This is a genomic window from Pseudoalteromonas sp. NZS71_1, from assembly GCF_015864305.1.
GTDB lineage: Bacteria > Pseudomonadota > Gammaproteobacteria > Enterobacterales > Alteromonadaceae > Pseudoalteromonas > Pseudoalteromonas arctica.
The window spans coordinates 86,460-106,670 of record NZ_JADYXM010000008.1 but is presented as its reverse complement, the minus strand read 5'-3'; the positions used below and the strand labels follow the sequence as shown (position 1 = coordinate 106,670).

The following is a 20,211-nucleotide window of genomic DNA, read 5'->3' as shown; positions in this document are numbered from 1 at the left end:
TTATTAGCGCGAGAGTCTCTCGCGCTTTGTTTTAAGTATCGCCTTGCACCTTTTTATCACTATTAAATTTAGCGGATTCTTGAGTCGTGTTAATAGCCGTAATAGGGAAGGGGATTACAATACCTTCTTTTTTATAGCGTTTATGCAAGGCTTTTATAAAAGCAGATTTAACCCAAAAGCGATTAAAGTATTCTTTTGCGCGCAGCATAACCGTAAAGTTAATACTTGATCTGTCAAAGGTATGAAAAACCACAAAGGTATTGTAATCATCAACGCCCCATTCGTGTGAAATAAGTATTTCACGAGCCACTTCAAGTGTTACTTGCTCAACAAATTCTAAATCCGAATCGTAATGCACGCTTATATCTACAGGGACGCTTAGCTCTCTTTCAGGATAAAAGTAATTAATAATACGCGATTTAGATAATTGGCTATTAGGTATAATAATCATATTATTAGGTAGCATTTTAACCCATGTAGAGCGCCAGCCTATATGATCTACAAAGCCTTGTTCTTTTGATTCAAGCTCAATAAAATCGCCCACTCTTATGGGTTTATCTATCACTAGCTGCACGCCAGAAAAAAAGTTTTCGAGGGTAGGTTGTAAAGCAAGGGCAACAGCCAGTGATGTAATGCCTAACGAGGCAATAATGGGTGTAATAGAAATACCTAACGTGCCCATTAATACCAGCAAACCCACTGACGATAATGTAACGCGTATCACGCCTTTAATTATGCTTTTTGAATTAAAAACCACGGCTGATTGTTTACCATAGTAATTAATAGTGCCAATAATAAAGCGGTCTAAAAACATAATAAGTGCAAGCAGCGCTAATACAATATTAATGCTATTAAAAGGGATCTGCTGAGAAATAGAAGTACTAATAATGAAGGTGTCGTGCTCTAAAATGGTGAGCAGCACAATAATTGTGCACAGTGTTAGCGGCTTAGATATTGACTCTATTAGTAAAGTATCGAATATAAATTTGGTTTTTGAAGTCCATTTTTTTAGCCAGTACATTACAAAAAAACGAATTAAAAACAGTAGTATAGCTATAAGTAAAAGGGAGGACGCTGCGCTTAACCAAGGTGTGCTGTTAGAAAATTCCAGCGCTTTATTTAGCATAACTTAAACCTGTTCAATATAGTTTTATATATATTGCAGCAAGTTATGTACCTTTGTTTGGGTAAAAGTAGCTGCCGAGTTTAGTCGGCAGCAAATATTATACTTTTTTGGCTAACCACATACCGCCTAGCACGGCTGCAAAAAACAATAAAAACTCCATTTTAAGAGATACTAATTGAACCAAGCCCGGGCCTGGGCATATACCACTTAAACCCCAGCCTAAACCAAAAAGTACCGAGCCGATAATTAAGCGCGCATCAATTTTTTTTAAATCACTTAAATTAAACGTTCCTGAAAGAAGTGGCTTCTCTTTTTTTGCAACCCATAACCATGTAAGCATCATTATTAGCATGGCAACAGCCATCACTATAATTAAGCTTGCGTCCCATTGGTTTCCATACGTAAGAAAGTTAATCACTTTAGCAGGGTTTGTCATCCCGCTAATAATAAGTCCTAAGCCAAATATAAAGCCTATAACAACCATCATAATTGCTTTCATTATTTATCCTACAAGGTTTGCTGTAATGAAGGCGACAAGCATAAATGTGCATGTTGCAACCCAAGAGCGAGTAGAAAAGCGCGACATGCCGCACACACCATGGCCACTTGTGCACCCATTAGCTAACGTTGTACCAGCGCCAACTAAAAGCCCTGCAACAACAATAAGCCAAGACGGTAATTGCAATTCGCCTTCTAATAAAGATGGCGCAAATACCCTTACAGCGACTCCTGCCAACAATAGCCCTAAAATAAAGTATAACTGCCAACGAGAGTCTGAATTTGCTTTAGCGAATACAGACTTAACAATGCCTGATATGCCCGCAATTTTTCCGTATAAAACCAGTAATAACGTACACGCAATACCTATTAACGCCCCGCCTATTGCAGCCGATACTGGGGTGAATTCTGTTATCATTTTTAAATTTCCCAAACAATAGAAACGCCTAAACCGGTTTGTTTCATTTCGATTGATAATTGTTGATTAGGTGCTAAGTAGTTAGCACCCGTTACTTTTTTTGCTGGCGAATAAAAAGCCATAGCGTTTAATTGTACCTTGTTGGTAAAAGAATGGCTAAAGCCAGTAGTAAAATGCCACTCTTGAACACCCGGCGCTAAAATATTTAATATAACTTGAGAAGAAGGAATAGGCTGCTCGGTGTAAGACACCCCAAAACGAATCTTTTGTTGCGATGTACGCTGCCATTGATAACCAAGCTTATAAATAGTCATATCGTTCCAGCCAAACCCAGCTCCTGCATCAGCCCCTAAAGGCGCTGACATCAAGTTATTAACTGGATTTGCAATACTTTTTACTTCGCTGTAATTTATTTTTTGCCAATCAAATACAACCTGATTACTAGGGGTAAGCTTATAAGCAGCCCCAAGTTGAAACGAACTTGGCAGATCAAATCCGCCTTGCTCTGCAAACAAACCTTTATAGCTATCAAACTCTTGCATAGACACTGATGAGCGGTAACTAGCCCCCCAGCTTAATGACGAATTTATATCTTGGCTAATACCCAGTTGAATGCCTACGCCTGTGCTTGTATCGGTACCATTATTTGTAAGCGCTTCTGGTGATTGCGAAAAAGGAGCAAAGTTTCCAAGCCCTTGCGCTTCAAACTGTTGCACCACGTAAATAGGGGAAACACCAAGGCGTGTTTGTTCATTCAACCTATAGCTTACTGTTGGGCTAATAAAGAGTTGTTTTAAATCAACGCCCGTTGTACCAGCGTAAAAAGTCCCCTCAGGAGAGGATTCTGCGCCGTACTCGGTATTCATACCGCCGTTGCCATACACTAATAAACCAATATTTACTTTTTCATTTAATTGATGGCCAATAGCAAACTCTGGAATTGCAAATACGGTGTTGTCGCTTTTTTGTGTTTTTGCTTCAAGATAAAATGCGCCAGGGTAAAAAGTATCTACTTTTGATGCAGTATATTTTCGTTCAGGTGAAAAAAGCTCTAAGCCCAGTGATAGCTCTGTTCCGTTAGGTAAAAAGGTTGCTGGATTATTAGCGCCAGACATTAACTCTTCTGACAGCGCTACACCTGCGCCAGCCATGCCTTTGTGGGTCATGCCATAGCCGTGAGTAAAATAACCATTAGTAGCAAATGCACTGAACGAACCTAACGCACACGTTAAAGCTAAGCCTGAAATTAACTGTTTTTTCATTTTAGTAAATACATAAAGTTGGAATGGGCGGACAATAGCTAATTTTTGATATTCTAAAAAGGAATTTAAATAGATTAGTTATAATAAAAGGTAATACGGCAATGGTTATAAAGTTAAAATAAATGAGCGTAGATTGCCACTCAACCTTAGCTTAAGTTAAAAGTTTCACTAACGTATTGAACTATAATGATATTTAAGCATGCAATCGGTCGCTATACATTTTGATAGTAAAAGCTTAGTGCTAAAAGGATCGTTTACGCATTAATAGCTGCATAAAGTAGATTTATTATTTAACGTTTAGCTCATCTAAACAATCACTCTTAAATAACGCCATTGTATGTAAAAGTAAAGCGGCGATTAATATCACCGCTTTTAAAAATCACATAGATTCGAGCGTTTTACCGCGTGTTTCTTTAATATATTTAACGACAAAAAATATGCTTATAAGTGCCGATAACGCATAAAAGCCATAAGCGCCTGCAAGTCCAATGTTAGCCAGCATAATAGGGAAGGTCATGGTAATTGCAAAGTTAGCAATCCACTGCGCACTGGCAGCAACGGCAAGGGCAGCACCACGAATACGGTTATTAAACATTTCGCCTAATAATACCCATACAATTGGGCCCCAACTTAAGCCAAAAAATACCACAAATAAGTTAGCCATAATAAGCGCAAACGTACCCATGTTATCGCTAAGTGCAAGTTTGCCTGCTTCATCAAGGCCTGCACTGCCAAATATATAAGTAAGCGCGCTTAAGCTAATAAACATACCAATACTGCCTACTAATAGCAGTGGTTTACGGCCAATTTTGTCAACTAGGGCAATGGCAATAAAGGTCGATACAATATTAGTAGTACCTGCGAGCACATTTATAAATAGCGATTGCGACTCATCAAACCCAGCGGCTTGCCAAAGCTCAGAGCCGTAATAAAACACCACGTTAATACCCACAAATTGCTGAAACACACTCAGCGCCACACCCACCCAAACAATTGGGTGTACCTTTTTACTGTTATCAATAAATAAATCGTGAATACTTGGCTTTGTATCGCTATGCAATGAGCGTTTTACATCGCTTATTTGCGCATCAACATTGTCGTTCGATATTTTACTAAATACCGCTTTTGCATCATCCACTTTACCTTGCGCCACTAAATAACGAGGCGACTCGGGAATAAACAACACACCGACTAAAAATAGTACAGCAGGCACAAGCTCTGCCCAAAACATCCAGCGCCAAGCGGCTATATCAAGCATTAAAATATTTTGCGCACTGCCTGCTGCATCAGCAATTAAGTAGTTACTTAAAAAAGCAGCAAATAAACCCAATACAATAGCGAGTTGTTGCAATGTAGCTAAACGACCACGTAGTGCTGGTGGCGCAACTTCAGCAATGTAAGCTGGCGCTAATACTGATGCAGCACCAATACCTAAACCACCAAATAAACGGTAAAAAATAAACTCCGCAGAGCTTTCGCTAATGCCTGAGCCAAATGCACTAATAGCAAAAATAATCGCAGTGATGATCATAATTGCACGCCGACCAAACTTATCAGCCAGCGGCCCCGCAGCAAGCGCACCTAGGGCGCAGCCAAGTAACACAGACGCTACATTAAAGCCCGTAGCTACACTGCTTGAATTAAATGCATTACCGAGTGCCGACACCGTGCCGTTAATAACGCCCGAGTCAAAACCAAATAAAAAGCCACCAATAGCAGCCACGGCAGAGATAAAAATTACGTAAAAAAGAGAAGTGCTTTCAGCTGTGTTGGCTGAGTGGGAAGGCGGTGTGTGCGTTGTCATTATATGCCCTGAAAGTTAATTTAAATTCAAAGGATCATAATATCGTAAAGCGTTATGGTTGAATACATTTGTGCAGATACAAAGGGTTTGGCGAGTATAAATTAAGTTGTTTTTAAAGGCTTTAATTTAAGGGTATTAGCTTAAAGGCGTTAGACTCAATACTTTGAAATTAAGTAGTGCCTTTTTAAATAACACATGCTGAATTTAAATAAACAATGTGCTTTGTATGGGAAGTAGCTGTTTGACCAATATTACTGTTCTCTACCATTTGAGTGTTTTTTTGCAATAACATAAACTGATTGGAAGTTAGGTAATTGTTTACAAGTGATTATTTGGTGGTTAAGGTAAATGCATTGAATATAGGGACATTTGTCGGCTTATAAAGCAACAAATGTCGTCACCTAAATTGTTATAAGCCTGGACTCTCGAAGCTAAGGACGGAGTATGAAAAAAAGATTAAACCGCGCGTATTGGATGCTAGCAGATACAGAGCTGCCCATTTCAAAAGATTTGTCTTATAAAAACTCTTTTGAAGCTCACTTTAAACATGGCTTGTTGTTTAATGAAAAATTAATGATTTCGGACGCTCAAGCGGTTAATTGTGTTAACTTTCGAACTTTAATTAATGAAAGCACAGAGTTTAAGCAGCTTATGTCGAACGATCTCTTATCAATTGCTGTTAGAGATCCTCTAGGCACACACAACTGTGACAGACTTACACAAGTTAGAGATGCTTTCCAAACAGAAAATAAACGTAATATGGAGATGCAGCAGTTTCTTTCAGATATAGATTTAGACTTCGTGAATGAGAATTGTGAAATTATTCCCTACACTTACTCATCGTTAAGAGAAAATTATACAGAAAATATATTTGAAATATTTAAAGGTGAAAATGCCAATCAAGTATTTGGGAGTGATATTCAAAAATTACTCATAGAGCGATTATTAAACGAGTCTGAACGTGATCAAGGACTTGGTAGAGTTTTTTTACATAAAAACTTTGAATCTGATTTACGCAAAGTTGGCAAGCATGAAATATGGGCTAAACATAAGAGCGACATAATTAGACTTTCTGATGCACCGTATGTGACAGGTATTTCTAAAGTACTTAATACAAACCCAATATACTCTCCTCTTCACCAAAGCAGTTTCGAGTTAGCATATCCGAAAAAGCCACAAACAATTGAGAAAAAATCATCCATAGAAATAGCGACAAATTTAAATTTAAGTAGTTATGAGCAAGCACTATCGAAGTTAATGCCTGAAGATATTTTATACCTTAGGGATAGCTTTGAGTTTAAAGAATATCAGAAAAAAATTAATTATGGTGTATCGAGTGAAAACTCACTAGAAAATACATTAGATGCATTAATTGCATATCAAAACCTTATTGATCAATACATAATAAGGCGCCATCTGGGTTTAAAGACATCTAAGCAGTTTAAAGCTAAAAGATTTTTAGAACCAATGAGAAAAATATCGCAAGAAAGCGGAGTCTTTGCGCTTGGTCTTGCGCTCACTGATGCAGTTTCCGGTGGGGCGCTTTCTATAGCTAACTTTTTTGTTAGTGAGGTTATCGATCGCCAATCGACAATGACAGAACAAAAAATCACCCGAGAGAAATATAAGTTACAAGCGGCGATAGAGAATTCCGCTGATAATGATAAAATCAAAGCACAACACTTTTCTAAGGGTGATGTAAATGAAACTATTTACACATCATTAGATAAATTCTGAGCAATAAAAAACATAGTCATAGGATCAATAATTTCTTTACTCAATAATAGTTCCTGCAATTCATGAGCTGCAAAGAAGCGAACATCAGAGATAGCTTCTTTGTTCTCTTGGTTCCTGATTGATGTTCGAGCATCAACTTCTACGTTGAATAGATAAGTATTTGATTGCTTCTCTGTGATCTTTTTATAAAGTGTCCAGTTACTCCCTATACAACCTGTTTCTTCGAAAAGCTCCTTTTTACTGCACTCTAAAGGAGTTAGCTCTTTTTCACCAAACCCTTTTGGTATTTCCCAAGACCAACATCTATTTTCATGCCTAAAATTCTTAACCAGTAGCAATCTCCCTGCTAAATCTTTAGCGAATATCATTACACCATATGGAGCGTTCCAAACAAATCGAAGATACTTGCCATGATTGCCAGAAGGAAAAATAACATCATCATTGTATAGAGTTGCGTATTCATTCTTGAACTCTATTATTTCTTGCGCTATTTCTATCTCGCCTTTTTTGTGATTACCCTTTTTCATTAAGCTTATTCCTTTAGTGAGTAAGTGATTGTATGATGGCATATCACAAGTTGTTTCTCACGGAAAATTATTCGCTGCGCCCGAAAACTAATTAGGATGACACCCATCCTAATTAATACGAAAAAAACGTGAAAAGTGCATCATCATAAATAATGAAACATGCAAAAAGCTGATCTACACCTATAAAATAAAGGAGGTAAAAAATAGACTTTACGAGGTAAAACCAAATTGCATACGCAATGGCAGCTGTATTGTCTTGTTCATAATATAGAAAAGCTGCAAAATACGATGCATTAAAAAGAGTAGGCCCTTTTAGCCTAAAATAAAGCCACTCAAATACCTGTAATCCTTCCAAAATGCCAATTAAAGCAATATCAAGCACTTCTTTATATGCTACATAAAAGTACAGTAATAGATTAAACCAAAATAGAAACTCAGCTATGGTTTGTTTACCAATAAAAACAAATAAAAAAGAGTAAATCTACAGGCTCGTTATGTTTCTCAAGGTGGTTATGCAAACTATTATCAAATCTCCAAGTGAGTGTACTGAAATAAAAATTAGTACTTTTGAAAAATTGACTGAAGATGGTGGGCAAGTTGTTAGCTACATACTTCGAGAAAAAATTGAACGCACACAAAAATTGGTATTCATCTGGAACGGTGATGTTTGCGTCGCAATTGGAACTCTAAAAAATCCAGCCTCGTCATACAAAAACAAGCTATTCAAAGCTGCTGGCGTAAGTGAAAAGTCATCGCTTTATAGTTTCGAAATAGGGTATATTTACGTAACAGTTAACGGCGTTGGCAATAAATTAATGGAAACTGTCTTAGAAGCTAATTACGATGTTATTACTTTTGCAACTACAGGGGACTCTAATGGTGCAAAGCAGCATTCATTTCCAAAGTTTGGTTTTAAAAAGTTAGGTAATTCTTATAATAATGAATCAGGTGAATACCTTCTTGGCTTATTCGGCAACGAAAGCTAACAAGTGGCTAAACTCATCAACGTTAATCTATCGCCATCATAAAAGTACTTTTAGTGCTATTTATACAGCTAAACCCTACCTAATCACTGCCTCACTACTCAAAGTTATCAAAGTACTCTTTTTGCAATTCTATAGTAAGAGCTTTAGGGCGAATGCCTTGTACTAGGCTGTACACATCATCCTTTGTGTAACCTGCCGAATTTAAAATAAGCGCAGCGACCAACCCTGTGCGGCCTGTACCGCCTTTACAATGTATGGCAATGGTTTTTTGTGTTGTATGGCCTGTAATATGTCGGTTTTGTGGGTGTTCCAGCTTGATGTAAAAGGCTGTTTGGGTGCTTCGTCGTCATTTATAGGTAAATGAAACCAGGTTATATCGTGCTTATTGCACTCACTATTAATTGTTTCTACGTTGTTTTTTTCAAGTTCTTTTTGCGGCATAAGTGAAAGCAGCATGTGAGTGCCAGCCGCCTTTAATGTGGTGATTGAATCCGCTAGGTTTTGCGTTTTTGTGCCAGGGCAGGGCGTAAAAATAATATTTGCGCCGTTGTTGAGTGATAAAACATCGTACGGGTGTGCGCTCATGGTAAGTCCTTTATTTTTAATGAATTTACTTTTATACGCTCACTATAGCGTGTTTTAGTTACAAGTTTAAGATTGAATAATAAGCACAAATGCTAGATACTGTTTTTATATACAGTTGTGGCGATATTATGAAAAAAGAATTACCAGCAAAATACTATTTAGCGCATTTTAGAGAGCTTATTGAGTTTGTAACAAGTAAATGTATGCATTTGCTTGAGCCCAAACATAGTGAATTTATTAGTAAAATTAATCAGCTAGATGAGCAAAGCCAGTGCATGTTGGCGCGTGTGTACTCGCGAAAGCCTTATTTAGTGCAGGCGCAATCGCTTAATTATGAAGAAATAACCTCGCCGCATCAGGCTATTTATACGCTAAAAAAAGCCGGTATTTTATTTGAGCCAAACGAGCAGCATTATTCGCAGCTTTTAGCGCACTTAACTAAGCCTTCTTTGGTTGAGTTGCTAAGTAATTACAGTGAGCAAATAAGCTTTAAAAAAAGCGCCGCTAAAGGCGCGCTGGTGGATGTTGCGCGTGAATTTTTTAAAGCATGCCCACAAGGGCTTGCGCCACTTTATAGCCAGTATGTAATTAACAACCGCAGTGATTACTACGAATATTTTGAGTTTTTATTTGCAGGCAAACTAAGCAGTGGCGATGTGAATCATCAAAACCGTTTTGTAATGCGAGACTTAGGCTTAACCGCTACGCGCGAAGGACACAGCGAGAGCTTGTCGCGCTTTGAAACACTTGACGAAGCGCAATCAAACTATTTATTAAACCGTTACCGATTAGCATTTAAAAATATTACAGATGAGAGCGATTACGTTGCTTTAGCGTCGCAGGTTTTAGTGCAAGCTGCACAGGGTGCAATTGCCGTTGCATTAAAAAACAAACTATTAGTTAGGCTTTATAGGCAGCTAAAAACAGTTGATAGCGAACTTGCTTTTAGTTTACTTGAAGGGTGTGTGGATGATAGCGAAGCACAAGAAATTCAAATAAGAGAGCAATACAGGCTTGGCAATAAAGAGTGGGTAAAAGCTCGATTAGAAGCCATTATCGAAAACCCACTTACTGATGATTTACTTTATTTTGCTGACGATTTTTTAATGCGTAAGTTTAATAAAAAAACACGTTCGCGTTTAAGTGCCATGCTTACCGATACTCAGTGCGTGCTAGAAATAGATGAACTGTACCGAGGTGAAGTAGAGCAGGGCGTAAACGATTATTATACTCGCCAAGGTATGGCTGTATTTAATACCGAAAACACGCTTTGGCAAAGTTTGTTTGGTTTAGTATTTTGGCATGAGTTATTTGTGGAGTCGCCTTATCCGCCATGCAATGAGTTTGATATTTATCCGCAAGTATTAAGGCTTGGTAATTTTTATGAAGCGCAGCAAACACAGATAAATGAGCGCTTAGCGCAGTGCCAAACGTCGCAAGCATTACTTAATTTAGTATGCAAACATGCAGCGCAATACTTTGAGCAACCTAACGGTTTGTTTAGATGGCGCAGCAATTTATTAGAGCCACTAGAGGCGCTTATTTTAAACAGCCCTATTAAGGCGCTAATTGCGCACTTAACGGCTATGAGTAAACATTATTTACAGCTAAAAGACGGCTACCCCGATTTAATGGTTATTAATAATGGCCAAGTACATTTTGAAGAAGTAAAAGCCCCAGGCGATAAGCTTAGGCGCAACCAATTAACCACCATAGATAATTTAAAAAATGTGGGCTTTACGGTACATATTGCCGCAGTTAAGTGGTTTGTAGACCCAAACCGTGTTTACAGCGTAGTTGATATAGAAACCACGGGCGGCTTAAAAGGCGGCAACCGAATTACCGAAATTGGCATAGTTAAAGTGCAGCACGGTAAAGTCATTGATACTTGGACAAGCTTAGTTAACCCCGAGCGCCATATACCTGGCTTTATTACGTCATTAACCGGTATTAGCGACAGTATTGTTTACAACGCGCCTGTATTTGTCGATATAGTTAAGCCGCTATTAGATATACTCGCAGGCAGTATTTTTGTAGCCCATAACGTTAATTTTGACTATGGCTTTATTAAAAAAGAGTGCGAGATGGCAGGGCACTTTTTTAAAATGCCAAAAATGTGCACCGTGGTTGAATCGCGCAAAGCGTTTAAAGGCTTAAAGTCGTATTCGCTTGGTAATCTCTCATCGCATTTTAATTTAAATTTAACTAGTCATCACCGCGCACTTGCTGATGCAACGGCTACTGCTGAGTTATTGTTACTTATTCAGCAATCCCAAATTAGTGAATAAGCAGTAAATCTTAACGCAAGAAGTAGTATGCAATTTAAAGCACTTAGCTTGTTTTAGCTAAGTGCTTTTTTCGTGGTAAGAAACCAGTAACCAGCATAGTGCCTACAATTACAAATAGTGCGCCTAGTAATGTATTTGGCCCTATTTGCTCATCTAAAAATAAATGCCCCCAAAATATGCCAAATAATGGAATTAAAAATGTAACCGTGAGTGCTGAGGTTGGGCCAATATCGTCGATTAATTTAAAAAATAAAATATAAGCAAGGGCGGTACATACTACGCCCAGTACTAATACACCTAGCATAATGTTGGTGCTTGGTATTTCTCGAATTGGCATAAATAAGATAAGCGGTAATACCATAAAGCTCGAAGCCCACATTGAGCCATGGGCGTTATCGAATGGAGCCAATTTGGGCGCATTTTTAGTGTAATGCGATGCAATGGCATAGCAAAGTGAAGCGCTTAATGCCGCTACTATAGCTATGATTGATTGGCTATTTAATACAAAGTGATTTTGCCCAACGAGTATTGCAACGCCTATTAAGCCAAGTAGTAAACCAAGCACCATACTTTTATTGGGCTTTGTTTTCGTCCATAAAATTCCAACGACAACACCCCATATTGGTGTTGTAGAATTTAAAATTGAGAGTGTGGATGCGCTAATAGTTTGGGCTGCGTAAGCAAAAAATAAAAACGGAAGAGCAGAGTTAAACGCGCCTATAATAAAAAAGTGTTTTTTATGTTGGACAAACGCTAAGCGGCGTTTTAAATACAAAGCAACAATAAATAAAGTAACTGCAGCAAAGCCTACTCTAAACTCAATTAATACCGCAGGCCCCAAGCTGTTAGCTGCCATTCGCATAAATAAAAAAGAAGCGCCCCATATAGCGGCCAGAAAAAATAATCGCAGTAAGCTTGCTAAGGTCATGATAGTATTTTAATTATGCTGATTGGTTTTTAGAATAACAGGGTTTATAAAAAGTGTAAGCCATATTCGGAACTGGCATATAAAAATAATACATTAAGGATAAGAATGAAAAAGTTCTCAGTAGTTTCTATGGTATTTATCACTTTTTTGGGTGGATGTAATTCAAGCTCAATCAACCTTTACAGTGATACCACCATGAAAAAGAATGAATACAATGGTATTAAAGCGTATCGAAAAGGACAGTTTGAAGCCGCTTTCAATTATTTAAAAGAGCCTGCTGGGCTAGGCTATAAAAGCGCACAATACACGTTGGCGTTTATGTTTTTGAAAGGCCAATACTTGGAGCAATCTACTAAACTAGGGATGGGCTGGCTAGGCGTTGCAAAAGAAGCGGGGGTTGAAAATTGGTCTGCGCAATACGATGTATTTTACAGTGCAGCGACTACGCAGCAAAAACAACAAATAGACGAAACAGTTGCGTTGTATATAACGCAATTTGGCGTTAAAGCACAAAATATGACCTGTCGTCGTTCAACTTCGCCTAGGCGTACATTTGGTGAAGTTAAAATTGATTGCACTAAGCACGAAGGTAGCGTTACCGAGCACGACATACAAATAATAGAATAGAGTTATGGCTTTTCTAGCTTTTTTTCAAAGTCGCTTTTAACAATATCGAGTGCTTTTAAGACCTCTTCTGGAGCAACATCGTGTTGCTCTAGTATCATAATTAAATCTACTGCAAGTTTAATATGTGTAGGGGCTTGATCAAGTGGGCTTGTCATTTAACTCTTTCTTTTTTGATATTTGGCTAATGGCGACATTTATTGCTGTTTGCACACGTTGTTCAATATGTATGCGTTCTGATTGCGGTAAATAAAACGCCATATCTACATCGTAGCGAATATATCGTGGCGGGAGCTGATTTAGTACCGTACAACAAAAGTCAGCCATTACATCTTCATCATATTTTTCATCAAGTTTAAGTTTGATGATTTCTTCAACTACAATCTTTTCGTAATAGTTGTGTATGTCTTCGTGTAATCGCATATTCCCACCGCTTTAAAATAATCCGTTTAACTGAGTCTATACTAAGGCTTACTATAAATCGATAGCGGCTTTAAATAGTTGTTTATGAACATTAATTAGTGAACTCAAATTACGCTGATAACCGCCGCCTAAAGCGCACATTAGTGGGATTTGATGTTGCTTACAGAAGTTGAGAACAAACAAGTCGCGCTCATATACGCCATTGAGCGATATATTAAACAAGCCTAACTCGTCTTTAGTGTAAATATCAACGCCTGCATTATACAAAATAATATCAGGGTTATGTATGCGCACGCAAAAATCGAGTGCTTGCTTTAATGTAGCAAGGTACTCATCGTCGGCTGTTTTAGCGGGCAATGCAAAGTCGTAAGTGGACTCTTGCTTATTACGAGGAAAATTTTGTTCACAATGAATTGAGCAGGTAATAATTTGGTTATGGTTTTGAGTGATTTGTGCTGTGCCATCGCCTTGGTGTACGTCGCAATCAAAAATTAAAACAGTGTCGGCTTGCTCTGTATTTATTAAATGTGCTGCTGCAATAGCTAAATCATTAAAAATACAAAAGCCACTGCCAAAATCACTATGAGAATGATGATAACCACCGCTTAAATTGAAGGTTAGATCGTGACTAAAAGCCGCTTCAGCAGCTTGAATACTCCCGCCAATAGATAAAAGAGTACGCTCTACAAGTTGTTGCGAATAGGGAAATCCCATCTTTTTAATTGCTTTATCACCTAGAGTCCCATTTAAAAAGTCATCTATATAACGTTGGCTATGACATAGCGAAAGTTGAGATTTAGTTGCTTTTATAGGCTCTTGAAAGTGAATAGCCGAAACACCTAGGTTTTCTATTTCTGTTTTAAGTAGCTTATACTTTTGAATAGGAAATCGATGACGTTCTGCAAGGATAAGGTCTGAATACAATGGATGATAATAAAGCTGCATAGTAAAGTTCGGCTTAACGCAGCTGCTGTTTTTCTACTTGTTGTATTTTGTCCTCGGTGGCAGAAATTGCTTTTCTGCAGCGGCCTAATCGAGCGTGTGTGCTTAATATTTCAAGGTTAAGCTTTTGTGCTTTAGCTGGCGATGCTTTATCCATTTGCATTTTACGCTCTTCAATCATGAGCACTAAACGGCGTTCAAACTCATGGTTTTGTTTTAATTCGTCGTAAAGCTCGTGCGATGATTGCATTATTTTTTGTACCGCTTGCTTATAAACGGTTTGCTTAGGGCGTGGTTTATAATGGCTTTTGTTTTCTTTAATCCAAATAGGCGTTGATTTAATAACGTTGAATACAGCTTGTACCTGAGCTCCTATACGTTCAAGCGCGTAGGTATAAGCATGGCGATGCTCACTTGGCGGTAATCTTGACACTTCATCTTCTATTTCTATTACGTAATCGACTAGGTTCATGCTTTTGGTACTAAAAACTGCGCGGTCAAACAAGCTAGGTTGCGCTTGCATGTAACGATTTTTAGAAAAAAGTTTAGCTTTATCAAATTGCTCAGCTTGTTGTTTTAGCGTTGCAACTTGTTGGCGTAGTTTATCTAAAGCTGTAGGGTGCATATTAAAAGTAAGCCTCGTAAATTAGTTTTAATGCTAAAAGTATAACCATAGTATTAAATACAGGGCGAATAAATTTACTACCAAAACGTATTGCTGAATGTGCTCCAAACCATGCGCCTAGCATAATAAAAAAGCCCATTGTTATGCCAAGTAAAAAGTTTACATGGCCGAGTGCTACAAAGGTGATGAGCGATATAAAATTAGAAACAAAGTTCATTGAACGCGCTAAACCACAATTGAGTAGCAAGTTCATTTTATAAAGCATGCCATTAGAAGCGGTCCAAAATGTCCCCGTACCTGGGCCTACTAAACCATCAAAAAAGCCTAATGCTAAACCCTGTAGCCATTGTTTTATTTTCATCGCTTTGTTGAGTTTAGGGAGTTCATCGCCTTCTGTGGTACTTAAATTACCAAATAAGCTATAAGCGGCAACTAAAATAATAATAATAGGCAGTAGTTTGTTTAAAAAATCGATACTTAAATGGTCAACAATAACAGTCCCTATCAATGCACCTATTGCGGTAGCAATAATAGAGGCTGCCCAAAACTTTGGACTAAATAAGTTCTTTTTGTAATAAGTATAACTGGCTGTTAAAGAGCCAAAACTTGCCGCGAGTTTATTGGTGCCTAGTGTTAAATGTGGAGGTAAGCCTGCAGTTAATAAAGCGGGCACAGTTAACATACCACCGCCACCGGCGATAGCGTCTATAAAACCTGCGGCAAGTGCAACAGCACATAAAACAGCCCAGGTTGTTGGATCGAGTGCGAGTTCAAACATTAATAATCAATTTGTCTTTTAAAAGGTGGTAGGGTGTCGAGCATGGCTTTACCGTATCGCTTAGTAACTAAGCGTCTATCGAGAATAGTAATACAGCCTTCGTCACTCTCTTTTCGCAGCAGTCTACCACAGCTTTGTACCAATTTCTTTGCGGCGTCGGGCACGGTAATCGTTAAAAACGGGTTACCGCCTTTGCTTTGTACAAATTCTGCTTGCGCTTCTTCTATCGGCGAAGTAGGTACAGCAAACGGAATTTTAGTAATTATTAAGTTCTCTAAATATTTACCAGGTAAATCAAGCCCTTCCGAAAGGCTTTGTGTTCCGAATAAAATACTGCCTTTGCCTTCGTCTACATTTTTAGTGTGTAATTTAAGCAACGCTTCTCGCGACATCTCACCTTGTACTAATAAGTTAAAACCTTTTGTTCTAAGAAACTTTGTTACGTGGTCCATTTGCCAGTAAGAAGCGAATAGTACAAGGTTCGCTTTTTTATCATTTAGGTACTCTGGTAAAGTTTTAGCTAAGTGATCACTAAAATCTTTATCGGTAGGTTCTACTTTAGATACCGGAATACGTAAAGTGGCTTGTTTGGGGTAATCAAAAGGAGAAGGTACTTTAATAAATTTAACGCCTTCTTCTTTAGCAAGCCCTGTTTCGTAAGCAAAGTGATCGAACGAGCCCAGTGCACTTAATGTAGCAGAGCACAAAACAGCGCCCGCGCATTCTCGCCACAATTTATCTTTTAAATAATAACCGACCTCGATAGGGCAGTCGCTTAATAAGTGATCGTGATGGCTTTTGTATTCAAGGCGTTTTATCCACCGTGCATGAGGAGCACCTTCGCCTTTTTTTGCGTAACTAAACCAAAGTTTGTTTAGTTGTTCTAACCGGTTTATGTATTGACCGCTTTCGCCTAGTATTGGGTCGGCAACGTAAGGTTTTATGTCGCCATCACTTACATCTTGGGTAAGGGTGTCGTGCATTTTGTTTAAACAGCGCAGCGCATCTTGCGTGGCTTCGCTTATATCTTTTGCTTTACTGTGCAGCGATTGTGGAATTTCACCGTGTTCAAAGCGATAAGTATCGTCTTTTGAGTATTCAAAGTCGGCATTATCAAGAATATCGCGAACTACTTTTAAATCTTTATTCGCGTCATTAATGCTGTCGCAAAGTTTAAAGTTTTGCCCAATAGCTCTTTGCCCCACTAAAACCTTCGCCATTTTCCCGCTAAACTTGGTGAGCTTATCAAGCCATTCTATTGTGCCTTTAATCGTTGCTGCGGCCGATGAAAAATCGCGTGTTATATGTGCTAAATGGTGTGCTTCATCAATTACATAAATGGTGTTGTCGGGCTCTGGTAAAATTTTACCACCGCCTAGGTCTAAATCGGCAAGTAATAAAGAGTGGTTAATTACCAGCACATCCATTTGCATTAATTGATTACGAGCAAGCTGAAACGGACACGTTTGATGGGCCTTCATTTGGCGTTGGCATGAATGTTTATCGCACGCTATTAAGTTCCACACTCTATCGGGTACAGTATCGGCCCAGCTGTCTCTATCGCCTTGCCATTTTTTATTCACATAGGCGTTATATAGCTCATTCAAACACTTGGTTTCCATTGCGCTCAATGGTGAAGTAAGCGTTGGCATAAAGTCCATTTGTGTTTGGCTATCGCCGTTTACAGCATTATGTAATTTGTGGGCACAAATATAACGATGGCGACCTTTTACTAAATCAAATTTAAAGTCGAGGCCTGAATGCTTTTTAAAAAATGGGAGTTCTTTTGCTATTAATTGTTCTTGCAGTGCAACGGTTGCGGTAGAAATAACTAGCTTCTTCTTTTGCGCTAAGGCAAGCGGTAATGCGCCTAAACAATAGGCAAGAGACTTACCTGTACCGGTGCCTGCTTCAATTACGCAAATGCGCTGCTTTTTATGGTATTCGCCAGCAAGCGTTTTTGCTATTTCGGCTACAAGGTAGTTTTGACTGCTACGAGGGCGATAATCGTTTAGGTTGCTAGCCACATGCTGGTGTACTTGCCTAATTGTTTTTTTTAGTGAGTCAGAAAGCATGGGATGATTTACCTAAAGTATGTATATAATTACAGTGCTATGGATTTTAGAGTTATAAGAGTGTAACTACAAGAAGTGATGAGATTAATTTAGCAAATAAAGTATCTGAGTGTTTATTTAGGTTGAATGTATGGCTTTAAAGCATTTTGAATTAAGTAAAAACTTACATATATATGTATAAGGTTTAGTAATAATGTACTTAACAGCCGGTTTTATTGTTTCTTCTCATGCTTATGATACTGCTAACGGCATCTGCTACGAAGCGTGGTTTTGTAGTAATAAAGGGCCTATAAAAACTATATCAGTTAACGAAAATGCGCTGTTTTTTATCAAAAGTAAAGATGCTGAAATAGCGCATGAAATATTAGCAGCTGAGTCACTTATCTTTAATATTAAAAGTCTTGGGTTAAAAAACTTTCAGCAAGAAGATATGTCGGCCTGTTACTTCAAATCACTAAAGCATTTTTATTCTGCTGCTAAAGCTTTAAAGCAACGTGGAGTTGTATTATTTGAAGAAGATATTCGACCAATAGAGCGCTACCTAATGGAGCGTTTTATAAAAGGAGGTGCTTGGATAACGGGTAATGTTTTTTATCAAAATGGTTATACATTAGTAACAGAGGCAAAATTAAAAGCAAATGATGAGTATTCACCAGCTCTTAATAAACTCTCATTAGACATTGAATGTAACGAAAGTGGCGTGTTGTTTTCTGTTGGACTTGTGGGCTGTAATTTAGACTGTGTTTTAATGATTGGCGAGCCAGATAGAGAGGCTGCAAACCTAGAGTTTGATATTATTTGGTGTGTAGATGAGGCTGAGCTGCTAAAGGGGGTAGAGCATTTTATTAAGCTTAGCGATCCTGATGTAATAATTGGCTGGAATGTAATTGAGTTCGATTTTTCGGTTATTCATGAAAGAGCTGAAGCACTAGGCATTAAGTTATTACTGGGTAGGGGAGATCAACCTTTATATGTTCGCAAAGGACACTTTACTCGAGTATCGATCCCTGGGCGATGTGTGGTTGATGGAATAGACACTTTAAAAAATGGTACATATAGCTTTGAGAGTTTTTCTTTAGCTAATGTTTCAAATCAAGTGTTGGGTGAGTCCAAATTAATCGACACGGCTAATAGTCTGCAAGAAATTATTAGGCAATTTAATGAAGATAAGCTTTCTTTAGCAAAATATAATCGACAAGATTGTATTTTGGTAAATAAAATTTTTGATAAATTAAAGCTACTCGATTTTTCTATTATAAGAACAAAGCTTACAGGATTAGAACTTGAAAAAAAGGGCGGCTCTGTCGCTGCTTTTATTAATATGTATTTACCATTACTGCATCGCAGCGGTTATGTTGCTCCTAATATGGGCGATCATGGACTTACATTTGAAAGCCCAGGCGGTTATGTAATGGAGTCTATTCCTGGGCTTTATAAAAATGTCATTGTTTTAGATTTTAAAAGCTTGTACCCCAGTATTATGCAAACTTTCTACATTGATCCACTTGGACTGATAGAAGGTTTAAAAAATCCAAACAAAAGTGTGCAGGGTTTTAATGAAGCCCTATTCTCGCGAGACAAGCATCACTTACCTTTACTTGTTAAAAGCTTAGCGTCCCAAAGGCAGCTTGCCAAAGACAATCAAGATCAAATGCTTTCTCAAGCAATTAAAATAATAATGAATAGCTTATATGGTGTTTTAGGCTCAAAAGGGTGCAGGTTTTACGATCCCAGGTTATCTAGCTCTATTACGTTAAGAGGGCACGAAATAATGCTACAAACTAAAAAATGGATAGAAGAGCTTGGTTATAGCGTTATTTATGGTGATACCGATTCTACATTTATTAAGTTGGATGATGAGCTAACACCAGATGAGTGTAATGAAATTGGCATGTTTTTAGCTAAAAAAATAACTACAGATTGGATTAACGAGATTAAACAAACGCACAACTTAACAAGTCACTTGGAGATAGAATTTGAATCTCTTTATAGCCCTTTCTTTTTGCCAACCATAAGGGGAAAGCTAGTTGGCTCTAAAAAGCGCTATGTCGGTAAATTAATTAAACCAAACGAATCAAAACTAGTATTTAAAGGATTAGAAACAGTAAGAAGTGATTGGACTAAACTTGCTCAACAATTCCAGTTCGAGCTATTTACTAGTCTTTTTGATGGAAATTTAAATATAAATGACCTTGTTAAAGACTATACAACAAAGTTATATCAAGGTGATTTTGACCATTTACTTATTTTCAAAAAGAGATTAGGTCAAAACTTAATCGATTATAAGAAAAATATCCCCCCTCATGTTCAAGCAGTTAAAAAACACCAGAAAAAAAATAGCGAATTTACAGTTAATAGAGGCGAATTTGTTACATTCGTTTACACAACTGCTGGAGTTGAACTGTATCAAGGCCTACATAGCTATGACTATGCAATTTATGTAGAAAAACAGATTGTACCGTTAATTGAAATGGTTGATCTTGTTTCGCACTCAAGTGTTTCTTTTGGGTTAAATTTACAAGAGAAACTTTTTTAATAACACCATAAATAGCAACATATCTGTGTTTTCATACTGTCCACATCTT

Annotated in this window: 18 protein-coding genes and 2 pseudogenes; 6 read left to right on the top strand and 14 right to left on the bottom strand. The window is 37.9% G+C overall.

The window, feature by feature from the left end; genetic code table 11:
- Window positions 1-31 precede the first annotated feature (31 nt).
- The 5 genes from I6F43_RS12985 to I6F43_RS12965 all read right to left on the bottom strand — a co-directional run bounded on the left by I6F43_RS12985 (window position 32) and on the right by I6F43_RS12965 (window position 5,108).
- Window positions 32-1,126, bottom strand: a complete 1,095-nt coding sequence (locus I6F43_RS12985) for a mechanosensitive ion channel family protein (protein WP_197102689.1) — start codon at window positions 1,124-1,126, stop codon at window positions 32-34.
- A gap of 97 nt (window positions 1,127-1,223) precedes the next feature.
- Complete coding sequence (locus tag I6F43_RS12980; RefSeq protein WP_002958285.1) at window positions 1,224-1,625, bottom strand: DUF6691 family protein; 402 nt, start codon at window positions 1,623-1,625, stop codon at window positions 1,224-1,226.
- Between the two features lie 3 nt (window positions 1,626-1,628).
- The gene (locus I6F43_RS12975; protein ID WP_082007390.1) at window positions 1,629-2,042 is read right to left on the bottom strand and encodes a YeeE/YedE family protein; all 414 of its coding nucleotides are present in this window, start codon (window positions 2,040-2,042) and stop codon (window positions 1,629-1,631) included.
- A 2-nt stretch (window positions 2,043-2,044) separates the two neighbouring features.
- Window positions 2,045-3,304: an OmpP1/FadL family transporter gene (locus I6F43_RS12970; RefSeq protein WP_197102687.1), complete on the bottom strand. Its 1,260-nt coding sequence runs from the start codon at window positions 3,302-3,304 to the stop codon at window positions 2,045-2,047.
- A 379-nt stretch (window positions 3,305-3,683) separates the two neighbouring features.
- Window positions 3,684-5,108 (bottom strand): sugar porter family MFS transporter, encoded by a 1,425-nt coding sequence (locus I6F43_RS12965; RefSeq protein WP_197102686.1) that lies wholly within the window; start codon window positions 5,106-5,108, stop codon window positions 3,684-3,686.
- A 444-nt stretch (window positions 5,109-5,552) separates the two neighbouring features.
- On the opposite strand from I6F43_RS12965, the gene I6F43_RS12960 reads away from it, so the two are divergent.
- A complete protein-coding gene (locus I6F43_RS12960; RefSeq protein WP_197102684.1) occupies window positions 5,553-6,845 on the top strand; it encodes a hypothetical protein in 1,293 nt (430 codons plus the stop codon).
- Here I6F43_RS12960 and I6F43_RS12955 read toward each other — a convergent pair.
- The gene (locus I6F43_RS12955; protein WP_197102682.1) at window positions 6,821-7,372 is read right to left on the bottom strand and encodes an NUDIX hydrolase; all 552 of its coding nucleotides are present in this window, start codon (window positions 7,370-7,372) and stop codon (window positions 6,821-6,823) included. The genes I6F43_RS12960 and I6F43_RS12955 overlap by 25 nt on opposite strands.
- Before the next feature lie 207 nt (window positions 7,373-7,579).
- Here I6F43_RS12955 and I6F43_RS20325 point away from each other — a divergent pair.
- Window positions 7,580-7,669, top strand: a pseudogene (locus I6F43_RS20325) (transposase); the annotation flags it as partial.
- 215 nt (window positions 7,670-7,884) lie between these two features.
- Window positions 7,885-8,358, top strand: a complete 474-nt coding sequence (locus tag I6F43_RS12950) for a hypothetical protein (protein ID WP_197102680.1) — start codon at window positions 7,885-7,887, stop codon at window positions 8,356-8,358.
- A 94-nt stretch (window positions 8,359-8,452) separates the two neighbouring features.
- Here the strand turns inward: I6F43_RS12950 and I6F43_RS12945 are convergent.
- Window positions 8,453-8,943, bottom strand: a pseudogene (locus I6F43_RS12945) (phosphatase domain-containing protein).
- An 89-nt stretch (window positions 8,944-9,032) separates the two neighbouring features.
- On the opposite strand from I6F43_RS12945, the gene I6F43_RS12940 reads away from it, so the two are divergent.
- A complete protein-coding gene (locus I6F43_RS12940) occupies window positions 9,033-11,231 on the top strand; it encodes an exonuclease domain-containing protein (RefSeq protein ID WP_197102678.1) in 2,199 nt (732 codons plus the stop codon).
- A gap of 43 nt (window positions 11,232-11,274) precedes the next feature.
- Here the strand turns inward: I6F43_RS12940 and I6F43_RS12935 are convergent, their stop codons facing one another.
- A complete protein-coding gene (locus I6F43_RS12935) occupies window positions 11,275-12,159 on the bottom strand; it encodes a DMT family transporter (RefSeq protein WP_197102676.1) in 885 nt (294 codons plus the stop codon).
- A gap of 105 nt (window positions 12,160-12,264) precedes the next feature.
- Here I6F43_RS12935 and I6F43_RS12930 point away from each other — a divergent pair, with 105 nt between their 5' ends.
- On the top strand, window positions 12,265-12,786 hold the full coding sequence (locus tag I6F43_RS12930) for a sel1 repeat family protein (protein ID WP_197102674.1): 522 nt from the start codon (window positions 12,265-12,267) through the stop codon (window positions 12,784-12,786).
- A 2-nt stretch (window positions 12,787-12,788) separates the two neighbouring features.
- On the opposite strand, the gene I6F43_RS12925 is transcribed toward I6F43_RS12930, so the two are convergent.
- The 6 genes from I6F43_RS12925 to dinG are packed head-to-tail and all read right to left on the bottom strand — an operon-like array spanning window position 12,789 to window position 17,626.
- Window positions 12,789-12,941 (bottom strand): DUF2496 domain-containing protein, encoded by a 153-nt coding sequence (locus I6F43_RS12925; protein WP_007584045.1) that lies wholly within the window; start codon window positions 12,939-12,941, stop codon window positions 12,789-12,791.
- Window positions 12,925-13,206 (bottom strand): late competence development ComFB family protein, encoded by a 282-nt coding sequence (locus I6F43_RS12920; RefSeq protein WP_197102672.1) that lies wholly within the window; start codon window positions 13,204-13,206, stop codon window positions 12,925-12,927. The genes I6F43_RS12925 and I6F43_RS12920 overlap by 17 nt, the downstream gene beginning before the upstream one ends.
- Before the next feature lie 51 nt (window positions 13,207-13,257).
- On the bottom strand, window positions 13,258-14,151 hold the full coding sequence (locus I6F43_RS12915) for a histone deacetylase family protein (RefSeq protein ID WP_197102670.1): 894 nt from the start codon (window positions 14,149-14,151) through the stop codon (window positions 13,258-13,260).
- A gap of 13 nt (window positions 14,152-14,164) precedes the next feature.
- The gene (locus I6F43_RS12910) at window positions 14,165-14,773 is read right to left on the bottom strand and encodes a primosomal replication protein (protein WP_197102668.1); all 609 of its coding nucleotides are present in this window, start codon (window positions 14,771-14,773) and stop codon (window positions 14,165-14,167) included.
- Between the two features lies 1 nt (window position 14,774).
- Window positions 14,775-15,551: a sulfite exporter TauE/SafE family protein gene (locus I6F43_RS12905; RefSeq protein ID WP_197102666.1), complete on the bottom strand. Its 777-nt coding sequence runs from the start codon at window positions 15,549-15,551 to the stop codon at window positions 14,775-14,777.
- A complete protein-coding gene (gene dinG, locus I6F43_RS12900) occupies window positions 15,551-17,626 on the bottom strand; it encodes an ATP-dependent DNA helicase DinG (protein ID WP_007584036.1) in 2,076 nt (691 codons plus the stop codon). Before dinG ends, I6F43_RS12905 begins: the two co-directional genes overlap by 1 nt.
- A gap of 193 nt (window positions 17,627-17,819) precedes the next feature.
- On the opposite strand from dinG, the gene I6F43_RS12895 reads away from it, so the two are divergent.
- Entirely contained in the window at window positions 17,820-20,162 is a 2,343-nt protein-coding gene (locus I6F43_RS12895) for a DNA polymerase II (protein ID WP_197102664.1), read from the top strand.
- Window positions 20,163-20,211: the final 49 nt, after the last annotated feature.